Annotated in this window: 14 protein-coding genes and 1 tRNA gene; 6 read left to right on the top strand and 9 right to left on the bottom strand. The window is 57.3% G+C overall.

The genetic code is table 11. The annotated features are described in order from the left end of the window. Positions 1-43 precede the first annotated feature (43 nt). The 3 genes from AC6I77_RS04665 to tesA all read right to left on the bottom strand — a co-directional run bounded on the left by AC6I77_RS04665 (position 44) and on the right by tesA (position 2411). Entirely contained in the window at positions 44-901 is an 858-nt protein-coding gene (locus AC6I77_RS04665) for a co-chaperone YbbN (protein WP_003849432.1), read from the bottom strand. A gap of 79 nt (positions 902-980) precedes the next feature. After that, positions 981-1754, bottom strand: a complete 774-nt coding sequence (locus AC6I77_RS04670) for an SDR family oxidoreductase (protein ID WP_003849434.1) — start codon at positions 1752-1754, stop codon at positions 981-983. 30 nt (positions 1755-1784) lie between these two features. Next, on the bottom strand, positions 1785-2411 hold the full coding sequence (gene tesA, locus AC6I77_RS04675; RefSeq protein ID WP_181162210.1) for a multifunctional acyl-CoA thioesterase I/protease I/lysophospholipase L1: 627 nt from the start codon (positions 2409-2411) through the stop codon (positions 1785-1787). Between tesA and ybbA the strand changes: the two genes are divergently transcribed. Both ybbA and ybbP read left to right on the top strand, forming a co-directional pair. Next, positions 2379-3065: a putative ABC transporter ATP-binding protein YbbA gene (gene ybbA, locus AC6I77_RS04680; protein ID WP_010259059.1), complete on the top strand. Its 687-nt coding sequence runs from the start codon at positions 2379-2381 to the stop codon at positions 3063-3065. The two genes, tesA and ybbA, sit on opposite strands and share 33 nt — an antisense overlap. Beyond that, positions 3062-5479 (top strand): putative ABC transporter permease subunit YbbP, encoded by a 2418-nt coding sequence (ybbP, locus tag AC6I77_RS04685; protein WP_497816737.1) that lies wholly within the window; start codon positions 3062-3064, stop codon positions 5477-5479. Before ybbA ends, ybbP begins: the two co-directional genes overlap by 4 nt. An 83-nt stretch (positions 5480-5562) precedes the next feature. On the opposite strand, the gene purK is transcribed toward ybbP, so the two are convergent. The 4 genes from purK to ppiB form a co-directional block, all read right to left on the bottom strand. Continuing rightward, positions 5563-6627: a 5-(carboxyamino)imidazole ribonucleotide synthase gene (gene purK / locus AC6I77_RS04690; protein WP_039659113.1), complete on the bottom strand. Its 1065-nt coding sequence runs from the start codon at positions 6625-6627 to the stop codon at positions 5563-5565. Further along, positions 6624-7130 (bottom strand): 5-(carboxyamino)imidazole ribonucleotide mutase, encoded by a 507-nt coding sequence (gene purE / locus AC6I77_RS04695; RefSeq protein WP_003849444.1) that lies wholly within the window; start codon positions 7128-7130, stop codon positions 6624-6626. The genes purK and purE overlap by 4 nt, the downstream gene beginning before the upstream one ends. A 130-nt stretch (positions 7131-7260) precedes the next feature. Further along, complete coding sequence (gene lpxH, locus AC6I77_RS04700; RefSeq protein ID WP_003849446.1) at positions 7261-7977, bottom strand: UDP-2,3-diacylglucosamine diphosphatase; 717 nt, start codon at positions 7975-7977, stop codon at positions 7261-7263. Continuing rightward, positions 7977-8471 carry a peptidylprolyl isomerase B gene (gene ppiB / locus AC6I77_RS04705; RefSeq protein WP_003849447.1) on the bottom strand — a complete coding sequence of 165 codons (495 nt, stop codon included), beginning with the start codon at positions 8469-8471 and terminating at the stop codon, positions 7977-7979. The genes lpxH and ppiB overlap by 1 nt, the downstream gene beginning before the upstream one ends. A gap of 212 nt (positions 8472-8683) precedes the next feature. On the opposite strand from ppiB, the gene cysS reads away from it, so the two are divergent. Together cysS and AC6I77_RS04715 are read left to right on the top strand one after the other, a co-directional pair. Next, positions 8684-10069: a cysteine--tRNA ligase gene (gene cysS, locus AC6I77_RS04710; RefSeq protein WP_039659117.1), complete on the top strand. Its 1386-nt coding sequence runs from the start codon at positions 8684-8686 to the stop codon at positions 10067-10069. Positions 10070-10102: 33 nt separating this feature from the next. Further along, entirely contained in the window at positions 10103-11209 is a 1107-nt protein-coding gene (locus tag AC6I77_RS04715) for an AAA family ATPase (protein WP_003849451.1), read from the top strand. 27 nt (positions 11210-11236) lie between these two features. Here the strand turns inward: AC6I77_RS04715 and ybcJ are convergent, their stop codons facing one another. After that, complete coding sequence (gene ybcJ, locus AC6I77_RS04720; RefSeq protein WP_003849455.1) at positions 11237-11449, bottom strand: ribosome-associated protein YbcJ; 213 nt, start codon at positions 11447-11449, stop codon at positions 11237-11239. Then, the gene (folD, locus tag AC6I77_RS04725) at positions 11450-12316 is read right to left on the bottom strand and encodes a bifunctional methylenetetrahydrofolate dehydrogenase/methenyltetrahydrofolate cyclohydrolase FolD (protein WP_003849457.1); all 867 of its coding nucleotides are present in this window, start codon (positions 12314-12316) and stop codon (positions 11450-11452) included. Positions 12317-12488: 172 nt separating this feature from the next. Here folD and AC6I77_RS04730 point away from each other — a divergent pair, with 172 nt between their 5' ends. Beyond that, complete coding sequence (locus AC6I77_RS04730; protein WP_008924930.1) at positions 12489-12992, top strand: DUF1198 family protein; 504 nt, start codon at positions 12489-12491, stop codon at positions 12990-12992. Positions 12993-13086: 94 nt separating this feature from the next. Continuing rightward, a tRNA-Arg gene (locus AC6I77_RS04735) sits at positions 13087-13163 on the top strand. Positions 13164-13269 lie beyond the last annotated feature (106 nt).

Here is a 13269-nt window from a genome sequence, read left to right on the forward strand (position 1 = left end):
TCAGATTAACGGGCCGAGTCGCTTCGGCCCGTGGTACTGCTGTTTAATACAGCAGGGAGTAGAGCTGGCGACGATAGCGCGCAGCCAGTGCATCGCCGGTTCCCAGCGCGGCCAGAATTTCCTGTAGCATTTTACGCGCCTGGCCATCAGCGGCATTAAGATCGGATTTCAGGAAACTGAACAGCAGTTCCAGTGCTTCTTCATTACGACCCACCTGATGCAGCTGTAACGAGAGTTTAGCAGCCAGTCCGGCGTTAGTCGGGTCCGCTTCCAGCTCGGATTGCAGCTGCTGAATCTCCGGCGTATCCGCAGCCTGTTTCAGCAGATCGATCTGTGCCATCAGGCTCTGATAACGGGTATCCTGGTCCTGCAGCGGCACCACTTTCAGCACTGCCTCCGCTTCATCGCTGCGGTTCAGGGTAATCAGCACCTCCGCCAGCAGGAAACCAATTTCGCTGGACTGGTTGCTCAACTGCCACGCATCTTTTAACAGCGGCAGCGCCTCCAGCGGTTTCTCTTCCTGCATCAGCGCCATCGCCTGTTGCGCTTTCAGCTCTTCTTCGCGCGGCAGCACTTTTTCCAGCAGGGCGCGGATCGCTTCTTCTGGCTGTGGTCCCTGGAAGCCGTCGACCGGCTGGCCATCCTGGAACAGGTAGACGGTCGGAATTGAACGCAGACCAAACTGCGAGGCCACCCGTTGCTCTTTGTCACAATCCAGCTTTGCGAGGATAAACTGACCCGCGTACTCCTGGGCAAGACGCTCCAGCACCGGCGTCAGCTCCAGACAGTGCTGGCTGCGCTCAGACCAGAAGTAGAACAGCACCGGCAGCTGCATCGACTGCTCAAGGGTCTGCTGCAGGTTAGATTCGTTGATGTCGATGATAGAAGCTTGTGGTGACATGGATAAGTCTCTTTGCAAAAAGTGTTCTAAGAATATGGGGCCAACTGGCCCGGCTTCAAGCGCTATTACGCAGGCCTGATTAATGGCTGCGCAAAATGCGATCCAGCATCCAGCCAGGCAGTAACCGTTTCAACAGGCTCATTACGTGTGCGACCAGTGTCACCGGGTAGCGTAAACGTGGATGTTTACTCTCGAGTGCGTGACGAAGTTTAGGCAGAATGGCTTCCGGTGGCAGGGTGAAGCGTGCCGCGATGCCGGGGTTACGCACGGGATTATGCTGTTCGCCCTGCGTCACATTATCGGTAAAGCGCGTCTCAATCGGTCCCGGTTCTATCAGACTGACCCGAATGCCACTGCTGCGCACTTCCAGCCGCAGTGCATCGCTCCAGGCTTCCAGTGCATATTTACTGGCAGCGTACGCGCCCCGGCCTGGCGTGGAGATCAGTCCCAGCACCGAACTGGTATTCACAATGCGGCCATCGCCGCTGGCTTGTAACGCAGGTAACAGCCGCAGCGTTAATTGATGTACACCGAAAAAGTTGCTGGAAAACTGCTGTTCAAGTTGCTGACGGGAGAGGGTACGAAGCGGTCCATAGAGGCCAAACCCGGCGTTGTTAAACAGCGCATCCAGACGGTTATCGCATAACGCGAGTATCGCATCTGCTGCCTGATCCACGCTCTGCGGATCGTCCAGATCGAGCTGTAGCCCGGTAAAACCCAGCGTGTTCATACGCGCGACATCGTCGGCTTTGCGGCAGGCGGCGATCACCCGGTAACCTCGCGCCAGTAAATCGTGGGCGGCGACCAGGCCAATGCCGCTTGAACAACCTGTAATCAGAATAGTTTTTTGCATTTATTTACCCTATTTGCGCATCCTGGCGCGTTACGGCTGCTTAACTAAGGGGGCCAGTTCTTTTGCCATTAACGCAGAGATAAACGGCTGAGCATCAGGATTCGGATGAATACCATCCTGCTGCATCCATTCGGGTTTCAGATAGACCTGCTCCATAAAAAAGGGCACCAGAGGAATGGCATGCTGCTGTGCGAGCTCCGGATAGATGCCGCTGAACGCCTCGGTGTAGCGGCGGCCATAGTTGGCGGGCAGACGGATCTGCATCAGCAAGGGTTTCGCATTAGCGGCTTTGACATCGTCGATCACTTTACTCAGATTCTGTGCGATAGCGTCGGGCGGGAAACCGCGCAGACCATCGTTACCGCCCAGTTCGATTAACACCCATTGCGGCTTATGCTGTTTTAATAGCGCAGGCAGGCGCGCCAGTCCCTGGGCAGCAGTATCACCGCTGATGCTGGCGTTGACCACTTTCGGTTTCTGCTGCCACTGCTTATCAAGCAGGCTGGGCCAGGCCGCAGTGGCAGACATGCGATAGCCCGCACTCAGGCTGTCGCCCAGCACCATCAGGGTATCTGCAGCAGCAAGACGGGATACCAGCAGAAGAATCAATAACAGGAAGGGATAATGCCAGCGGAAAACATTGTTGAAGTTCATCATCTTACTAAGTCCGTCGGTCAGGGAGAGCATCAGTTAACCATCCTCACCGGAGTTGAGTTGGTTGTCAAACCAGCCGAGACCATTGCGCTGATTGGCGAGTCGGGTTCCGGCAAGTCTACCCTGCTGGGCATTCTGGCCGGGCTGGACGATGGCAGCAGCGGTGAAGTGCATCTGCTGGGTCAGCCGCTGCACCAGATGAATGAAGAGCAGCGTGCAGCACTGCGTGCCCGGCAGGTTGGTTTTGTGTTTCAGTCATTTATGCTGGTACCGACTCTGAATGCGCAGGAAAACGTTCAACTGCCATCACTGTTGCGCGGCGACAGCGATCGCCAGAGCCGCGAACAGGCGCGTGAACTGTTGACGCTACTCGGGCTGGGTGAGCGTCTGCATCATCTGCCCGCCCAGCTGTCCGGCGGCGAACAGCAGCGGGTCGCGCTGGCCCGCGCCTTCAGCGGTCGTCCGGGCCTGCTGTTTGCCGATGAGCCCACCGGCAATCTCGATCGTAAAACGGGTGACCGTATTGCCGACCTGCTGTTTTCTCTTAATCGCGACTTCGCCACCACGCTGATTCTGGTGACGCATGATGAACAGCTGGCGGCGCGTTGCGACCGTCGATTGCGGCTGCGTGACGGAAAATTGTGGGAGGAGCAATGATCTGGCGCTGGTTCTGGCGCGAGTGGCGCTCCCCCTCACTGCTGATCGTCTGGCTGGCTCTGACGCTGGCGGTAGCCTGTGTACTGGCGCTGGGCTCAATCAGCGATCGCATGGAAAAAGGGCTGAATCAGCAGAGTCGTGATTTTATGGCGGGTGACCGCACGCTGCGTAGCACTGAAGCTGCCCCGGAAGCCTGGCTGGAAAAAGCGAAGGAAAACGGCCTGACGGTCAGTTCTCAACTGACTTTCATGACCATGACCTTTGCCGGGCAGTCGCCACAACTCGCCTCAGTCAAAGCGGTCGATGATCGCTATCCGATGTTTGGCACCTTACAGACGCAACCTCCGGGGCTGAGACCGCAGGCAGGCACCGCGCTGGCAGCACCGCGCCTGATGGCGCTGCTCAATCTGAAAGTGGGCGATACGCTGGAAGTGGGAGACACCCAGCTGCGCATCAGCGGCGAGGTAATTCAGGAGCCGGATGGCGGCTTTAACCCGTTTGAGATGGCGCCACGTCTGCTGATTAACCTGGCAGATGCGGCGAAAACCGGTGCAATTCAGCCGGGCAGCCGCATCACCTGGCGCTATAAATTCTCTGGTAATCCTGACCAGCTGACCAGCTATGACCGCTGGATTGAGCCGCAGCTGAAGGCGGATCAGCGCTGGATCAGCGTTGAGAACACGGAAGATGCGCTGGGCCGTTCGATGCAGCGCGCGCAACAATTCCTGCTGCTCTCGGCCTTGCTGACGCTGATGCTGGCGATTGCAGCCGTGGCGGTCGCCATGAGTCACTACTGCCGCAGCCGCTACGATCTGGTGGCGGTGCTGAAAACCCTGGGTGCGACGCACGGCGCGTTGCAGCGCTTAATCATCGGTCAGTGGCTGGCGGTGCTGCTGCTGGCGGCGATTGCCGGTGGCCTGGTGGGGCAGGGTGTGAAAGCGATCCTGATGGCGATGCTGAAACCGGTATTGCCTGCCAGCTTACCGGCAGCCAGCGTCTGGCCATGGATCTGGGCAGTGGGTTCATTGTTTGTAATTTCGCTGCTGGTGGGACTGCGTCCCTATCGTCTGCTGCTGGCAACCCAGCCGCTGCGGGTGCTGCGGCGCGATGCGGTGGCAAATCTCTGGCCGCTGAAGTTCTATATTCCGGTAATGATCGTGGTGGTCGTGACGCTGTTAGCGCTGCTGGTCGGCGGCAGTAAAATGCTCTGGGCGCTGCTGGCGGGTGTGGTGGTGCTGGCAGGATTACTGGCGTTACTCGGCTGGGGAACTCTGCTTCTATTGCGTCGGCTGGTGGTGCGCAATCTGGCATTGCGACTGGCGATCAACCGGCTGCTGCGCCAGCCCGGCATGACGCTGAGCCAGCTCGCCGCTTTTTCACTGTCGTTTATGCTGCTGGCGCTGCTGCTGGTAATGCGTGGCGATCTGCTGGATCGCTGGCAGCAGCAGTTACCGGCGGATAGCCCGAACTTCTTCCTGTTGAACATGACGGCCGATCAGGTGCCGCAGGTGCGTGACTTCCTGCAGTCGCATCAGATCGCGCCCGGGACCTTTTACCCGATTGCGCGAGTACGGCTTAGTGAACTCAATGGCAAACCGGCCGATCCGAAGCTGGATAACGCCCTGAACCGTGAGCTCAACCTGACGGAACTGGCCGATCGCCCGGATCACAATCCGCTGGTGGCAGGCAACTGGCCACCAAAAGCGGGTGAAGTGTCGATGGAAGTGGAACTGGCGGATCGGCTGGGGCTGAAGCTCGGCGATACCCTGACGTTCGACGGCGATACGCAGACGTTCAGCGCACGTATTACCAGCCTGCGTAAAGTGGACTGGGAAAGCCTGAAGCCGAACTTCTTCTTTATCTTCCCGCCGGGGGCGCTCGACAGCCAGCCGCAGACCTGGCTCACCAGCTTCCGCATGGAGGCGAATCCGGTTCTGCTGGCGCAGCTGAATCGTGCTTTTCCGGCGCTGAGTCTGCTGGATATCGGCAGCATCATGCAGCAGATCGGTCAGGTACTGACGCAGGTCAGCCGGGCGCTGGAGATCATGGTGGTACTGGTCACTGCCTGCGGTGTGTTACTGCTGCTGGCGCAGATTCAGGTCGGAATGCGGCAACGCAGGCAGGAGCTGGTGGTCTACCGCACGCTGGGTGCGGGCAAAAGACTGCTACGCACCACGCTGTGGTGTGAGTTTGCCCTGCTCGGCGTCGTCTCGGGCGTGGCGGCCGCGATGGGAGCAGAAGCGGCGCTATGGGGATTACAGACAAAGATTTTCGATTTCCCGTGGCAGCCTGACTGGACATTATGGCTGGCACTGCCGTTATGCGGCGCGTTGCTGTTATCGCTGTGCGGTGGCTGGCTTGGGATTCGGTTACTGAAAGGGAAGGCGTTGTTCAGGAAGTTTGATGCGGCATAAGGCAGGGCTGACTAAGGCGGCATGAGGCCGCCTTTAACCTTTATCCGGAACGCCCCAAGAACCCGCAAGCGGGTAACGGGAAACTACAGCTTTTCAACGGCCCAGGCGATGCCGCTGGCGTACTCTTCCGGGAGCAGGGGCACCAGCGCATTGAGTGCTGTTTTGAGCCGCCTTGCATCGCTGTCGGTCAGATTCAGATGACCCACTTTACGGCCCGGTCGCACCTCTTTGTCGTACCAGTGCAGATGCACCAGCGGCTGCTGCAGCCAGTTGAGATTCACATCGGTGCCGATCAGATTAACCATTACCGACGGCGCAAATACCATCGGCTGTGGCAATGCCAGACCAAGAATGGCGCGCAGATGCAGCTCAAACTGGCTGATCGACGCACCGTTCTGCGTCCAGTGACCACTGTTGTGCACGCGGGGCGCCAGCTCATTAATCAGCAGCCCATCAGGCGTAACGAAACACTCCATTGCCATTACGCCAACGTAATTCAGTGCCTGCATAATGGCGCTGAGCATCGATTCAGCCTGCTGCTGCTGAGCCTGGTCTGCCTGCGGAAACGCTACACTGGTGCGCAGAATGCCATCCTGATGCAGGTTATGCGTCAGCGGATAGAATACAACGGTGCCATCGTGACCGCGTGCGCCCACCAGTGAGACTTCACCGGAAAAGTTGATGCCCTGCTCAACGATACATTCGCCGTAACACGCTTCGGGTAGCTGATGCGTCTCATCAGCACGCAGACGCCACTGACCTCGCCCGTCGTAACCGCCGGTGCGGCTTTTCACGATGGCCAGTTCGCCCAGCGAGTCAAACACTGCCGGCCATTCGCTTTTATCGGCCAGCAACTGCCATGGCGCGGTGGCAAGCCCCAGCTGGTCCAGCAGCTGTTTCTGCGTCAGACGATCGGCCAGACGCGGAAAAATATCACGGTTAACAAAGGCCGGATGGCTCGCCAGTTCGCGCGTCAGCGCGGTCTCCGGCCAGCGTTCGATTTCGGCGGTGATCACACTGTCAGCGATGGGCAGGGAAGCAGGATCCGCCTCCAGACCCACCGGATAGACCGCGATCCCCAACGGTTCACCTGCCTGACGCAGCATACGACCCAGCTGGCCGTTGCCCAGTACGCAAACCGGCTTCATGCATCCACCCGCGGATCAGGATGGTTCAGCACCTCATCGGTCTGACTCTGACGCCAGGTCGTCAGGCGTGACGCCAGCCCACTGTCATGCAGCGCCAGAATCTGTGCGGCCAGCAGCGCGGCATTGGCTGCGCCTGCTTTGCCAATCGCCAGCGTTCCGACCGGAATGCCGCGCGGCATCTGCACAATTGAATAGAGGCTATCCACGCCGCTTAGTGCAGCGCTCTGCACCGGTACACCCAGCACTGGCACCAGAGTTTTTGCCGCCAGCATACCTGGCAGATGTGCTGCGCCACCTGCGCCAGCAATAATCACCTGAAAACCGTTATCGGCTGCCGTTTCGGCAAAGCTGAACAGTTTATCCGGGGTACGGTGCGCAGAGACTACTTCAACATGAAAAGGGACGTCCAGGCTGGTGAGGATCTCAGCGGCGAACTGCATGGTGGCCCAGTCACTTCTGGAACCCATAACAATGGCGATGCGGGCCGGGGCGTTGGATGACATGCGGTCAACTCCTGTGAATAGACAAACAGACCTGGCCGGGCGGACAGGTTTTGAAGGGCACCGAGAATAGCATGAGAAGCACGCAAGGAAAACGGTTGCGTCCCGCTAACGTCCGCGAATTAACCGCAGATTAGAAGTCGAAATCGATGAGCTGAATGCCGCTGGCGTCGAGCTGAATCATGGAACCCCGGCTGTGCCAGGCACCCAGCACCGCGCGTTCCGCCGTTTCACCCTGCAGGTTCAGCGTATGAATGGCGGGGCGATGGGTATGACCGTGGATCAACAGCGGCACCTGCTGGCGCAGCATAGCGGCAGTGACTGCCTCCTGGTTTACATCCATGATGGTCTGGGATTTGTGCTGGTTTGCCTGTTTACTGTCGGCGCGCATCCGGGCCGCAATGCGTTTGCGGATCCTCAACGGCAGCGCCAGGAACAGTCGCTGGATCCACGGATTGTGCACTTTGGCACGAAAGCGCAGATAACCCGCATCGTCGGTGCAGAGCGTATCACCGTGCATGATGAGCAGCCGATGGCCGTAGAGCGTCAGTACCTGCTCTTCCGGCAGCAGCGTCATGCCGCTTGCGCGCGCAAAGCGTCGGCCAATCAGGAAATCCCGATTGCCATGGATGAAGAAGACCGGAACCGGGAGGGCGCGCAGGGCGCGGGCAATCTGCTGATGCAGAGGATTGGGATCGTCGTCACCAATCCAGGCTTCGAACAGATCGCCGAGAATATAGAGCGCGTCGCAGTGGGGCGCTTCGCGCTGTAAAAAATGCAGAAAACCGGCGGTAATCGCCGGTTCTTCCTGACACAGATGGAGATCTGCGATAAACAGCGTGCGCGACATTACTCGCTGACGGTCACTTTCTGGATAACGACGTCATCTTTTGGCACATCCTGATGCATGCCGCTGCGGCCAGTAGAGACTGCTTTGATTTTCTCGACCACATCCATGCCTTCAACCACTTCAGCGAACACGCAGTAGCCCCAGCCCTGAACGCTTTCGTCACGGAAGTTCAGGAAGTCGTTGTCAGCTACGTTGATGAAGAACTGTGCGGTGGCAGAGTGCGGCGCAGAAGTACGTGCCATTGCCAGCGTACCTTTGGTGTTTTTCAGACCGTTGTTCGCTTCATTCTGAATTTCGGCTTTGGTTTCTTTCTGCTTCATGCCCGGCTCGAAGCCGCCGCCCTGAATCATAAAGCCGTTGATTACGCGGTGGAAAATGGTGTTGTCGTAAAAACCTTCACGGCAGTAATCCAGGAAGTTCTGTACGGTTGCCGGCGCTTTATCATCGAAAGTTTTGATTACGATATCGCCATGGTTCGTCTGGAAAGTTACCATTTTTGTCGTCCTGTAAAGGTTGTCATCAGTTGCTGAGGTCGCGGTGTCGATTGGCGTACCTCTTTTTGTCGACCGTTCTTATATCATAATTTCCAATGACGCGTCAGCAGCACGGCGCAGTTGGCTTGCTTTGCGTCGCGCGAGCGATAAAAATACGGCACAATGTCTGGATACTTAAAAGTGCCAACCACACGCGAAAACGGAACCGTTCAATGCTTAAGATTTATAACACCCTGAGTCGACAGAAAGAGGAATTCAAACCCATTCATGCCGGTAAAATCGGGATGTATGTTTGCGGCATCACGGTGTATGACCTCTGTCACATTGGTCATGGGCGGACGTTCGTAGCATTTGACGTCGTGGCGCGCTACCTGCGTTACCTCGGTTATCAGCTTAATTATGTCCGTAACATCACTGACATTGATGACAAAATCATCAAACGCGCCAACGAAAACGGCGAGAGCATCGAAACCCTGACCAACCGCATGATCGGCGAGATGCACAATGACTTCGCTGCGCTGGGGATCCTGCCGCCCGATGAGGAGCCGCGCGCGACCCGTCACATCGCTGAGATTATCGAGCTGGTGGAAAAGCTGATTGCTCGCGGTCACGCCTATGTAGCGGACAATGGCGACGTGATGTTCGATGTGCTCAGCGACACCGATTACGGCGCGCTGTCGCGTCAGGATCTGGAGCAACTGCAGGCGGGCGCACGCGTTGAAGTGGCCGATGTGAAGCGCAACCCGATGGATTTCGTGTTGTGGAAAATGTCCAAAGCGGATGAGCCAGCCTGGTCATCGCCGTGGGGCAACGGCCGTCCTGGCTGGCACATTGAGTGTTCTGCGATGAACTGCAAACAACTGGGTACGCATTTCGATATCCATGGCGGCGGTTCAGACCTGATGTTCCCGCACCATGAAAACGAAATCGCTCAGTCGAGCTGCGCCCATGACGGCCCTTACGTCAATTACTGGATGCACTCCGGCATGGTGATGGTTGACCGTGAGAAGATGTCCAAATCACTCGGCAACTTCTTTACCGTGCGTGACGTGCTGCAACATTACGATGCGGAAACAGTGCGTTACTTCCTGATGTCCGGTCACTATCGCAGCCAGCTTAATTACGGCGAAGATAACCTGAATCAGGCGCGTGCGGCGCTGGAGCGTCTCTACACGGCGCTGCGCCACACCGACAGCAGCGTGCCTGCAAGCGGCGGCGACGCGTTTGAAGCGCGTTTCCGCAGCGCGATGGATGATGATTTCAACACCCCGGAAGCCTACTCGGTGCTGTTCGACATGGCGCGTGAAGTCAACCGTCTGAAAAGTGAAGATGGTGCTTCAGCACATGCGCTGGCGTCTAAACTGCGCGAAATGGCTAACGTGCTGGGTATCCTGCAGCAGGATCCTGAGCTCTTCCTGCAAAGCGGCGCGCAGGTGAATGACGAAGAAGTTGCCGAGATTGAGCATTGGGTGAAGGCTCGTGCCGATGCACGCGCTGCCAAAGCCTGGGCAGAAGCGGATATCGCGCGTGACAAACTTAACGCGCTGGGTGTCATCGTCGAAGATGGGCCACAAGGGTCCAACTGGCGTCGAAAATAAACCGGAGAGGGCGAGCAATCGCCCTTTTTTATTATGGCGATTGAACAGATTCAGATCCGCGGCTTCCGCTCAATACGGAACCTGACGCTATCGCTTCAGCAGCTGAATGTGGTGAGCGGTCCCAACGGCTGCGGTAAATCCAACCTCTATAAAGCGGTGCGGTTGCTGCATGAGGCTGCCAGCGGTCGTCTGGCGCTGGCGCTGGCTGAAGAAGGCGGCATCCAGAAAGCGATGTGGGCAGGCGGTTTGCGCCGGGGCGATCGCCGACACGATCCAAAGCGACTGGAGCTGGCGGTGGTAATGGATGACATGGATTACCAGCTGGAGATTGGTTTTCCCGAGCCACTGTCGACCAGCCTGTTCAATCTGGATCCGCTGGTGAAGCAGGAACGGCTCTGGCTCAGCGGCCAGCGACGTCGTCCTTCTGCCTGCATCATGCAGCGCGAAAACCAGACCGCCTTTCTGCACAACGTTGAAGGTGAGCGCGTCGCCTATCCGGCGGTGTTGCATCCGGAGGAGTCGCTGTTTGGTCAGCTTGGCGAACCCCATCTTTATCCGGAGCTTTCGCAACTGCGCGAACGTCTGCAGCAGTGGCGCTTCTACCACGAGTTCGCGGTCTGGCCCGGCTCACCGATTCGTGCGCCGCAGATTGGCGTGCGTGCGCCGGTGCTCGCTCATGATGGCCGCAATCTGGCAGCGGCCTGGGCGACCATCGTGGAGCGTGGTCATTCAGAACTGTTGTTTGAGGTTATGGCGCAGGCGTTTCCCGACTGCCAGTTTGACGTCGAGGTGCAGAACGGCCGTTTTCAGATGCTGATGTCCCGTCATGGCATTCTGCGTCCGCTGGAGAGCGCGGAGTTTTCTGATGGCACGTTGCGGTTTCTTTGTCTGGTTGTGGCGCTGCTCAGCCCGCGTCCACCCGCCTTTATGGCACTGAATGAACCGGAAAACAGTCTGCATGAGGATTTGTTGCCTGCGCTGGCGCGGTTAATCGCCGAAGCCAGCGAGTACAGTCAGCTCTGGATCACCAGCCATTCACCCCGACTCGCAACGCTGATTGCGCAGCATACGGCGGTGAATCATATTGCACTGGAGCAACGGGAAGGGGAGACGCGTGTGAAGGAGGATGAACCGCTGTAATAGCGTCCCCGCAGGGACGCTCCGGAATTACTCGACCACAGTGATGCGGAAACCGGCAAATTCCACGGTCTGACCGGCTACGATCTTGCAGCGCTTACGGGTTTCAACCGCGCCATTCACCTTCACTTCACCCTCGGCAATCACGACTTTCGCCTGTGCACCGCTCTGAACCCAGCCTTCCAGCTTTAACAGGTCACACAGATCGACATGCGGGAATTTACCCAGTGAAAAACTTGTCATTTAAAAAACCTCTTTATCATGAAACTCTTCGCACGCCTGCAGCGTGTTTTGAATCAATGTTGCTACTGTCATTGGACCCACACCGCCTGGCACCGGGGTAATGTAAGATGCGCGCGCTGATGCGCTGTCATAGTCAACGTCGCCTACGACTTTGCCGCTCTCCAGACGGTTAATGCCCACGTCGATAACGATGGCACCGGGTTTGATCCAGTCGCCCGGAATAAAGCCTGGCTTGCCCACAGCAACGACCAGCAGATCGGCGTGCTCAATGTGATGACGCAGATCTTTGGTAAAGCGATGGGTAACCGTTGTCGTACAGCCCGCGAGCAAGAGCTCCATGCTCATCGGACGACCAACGATGTTGGATGCCCCGACCACCACAGCGTTCAGGCCATAAGTGTCAATGTTGTAGCGCTCCAGCAGCGTGACGATACCGCGTGGCGTGCAGGGACGCAGGGTTGGTGCACGCTGACACAGGCGGCCGACGTTATAAGGGTGGAACCCATCGACATCTTTGTCAGGCGTAATCCGCTCCAGCACTTTCACGTTATCGATGCCCGCTGGCAGCGGCAGCTGTACCAGAATGCCATCGATTTCATCATCCTGATTGAGCTTATCGATCAGCTCCAGCAGCTCAGCCTCGCGGGTGGTGGCAGGCAGATCGTAAGAGCGGGAGTGGAAACCAACCTCTTCACAGGCGCGGCGTTTGCTGGCCACATAGATCTGCGAAGCCGGATTTTCACCCACCAGAACCACTGCCAGACCTGGGGCACGTTTTCCGGCCGCCAGACGCTGCTTCACTTTTTCCGCAACCTCAACGCGCACCTGCTGCGCAATCGTTTTACCGTCAATAATTTTTGCTGCCATCAGAGAGGAAATCCACTGTGTTGTGTTGAATCGGGGAAGGGCGCTATTTTGTCAGAAGCGTGGGCTGCTGTCAGTTACAGTTTCAGCCGTGTATGCGCTTTCCGATGTTTTCGTCGCGACGATACCAGCCTGCATGCGTATGATATCTGCAGGACAATCCGGGGACGATGTAATGATTTGGATAATGCTTGCGACTCTGGCGGTGGTATTTGTCGCTGGATTTCAGCTGCTCACCGCGGGCTCACGCCACGCCGCCCAGCGGCTCAGCAAACGACTGCAGCTGCCACCGGTACAGGTGGAATCAATGATCTCTATGATGGGAAAAGAGGCCGCGAAAGAGTTTACCGACTATCTCAGCCACGATAATGAAACGCATCTGCATAATGGCGCAGCGGTACTGCTGATCTGGCAGGTGTTGATTGTTGATGGCAGCGAGGAGAACAGCCAGCGCTGGCATACGATTCTCAGTCGCGCCGGTTTTTCACCGCTTATCAGCCGCCAGCAGCTGCTACTCGCGCTGGGCTTTCTGCGCCAGCTGGAACCGGACAGTCAGGAACTGCACGCACTTCGTGAGCAATACAACGCGCGCTTCACATCACAAGGGATTGAGCTGGAAGGAGAATTGACCGGCAGCAGTAAACTCGTGTCGCTCAGCGAATGGCGCAGTCGTCACTGACGCCAATTGGTTATTCCCGCAGCACTTCGCTGCGGTGAAACGGCAAAAACGTTGACGTACCCGCTTCCCGACGTATAATCCGTGCCATCTCCATGCGCCCTTAGCTCAGTTGGATAGAGCACCGGCCTTCTAAGCCGTAGGTCACAGGTTCGAATCCTGTAGGGCGTACCAAATTCTCTCCTATTTTTTGCATACTGAGACTCTTTTTTCTCTATTGTCAGTTTGATACCTCAACATTTTACTCTTATTTATGTTCAAAAAACGAATTGCCCGCATT

Source organism: Pantoea sp. X-Soil-ISGK-259, assembly GCF_059730705.1.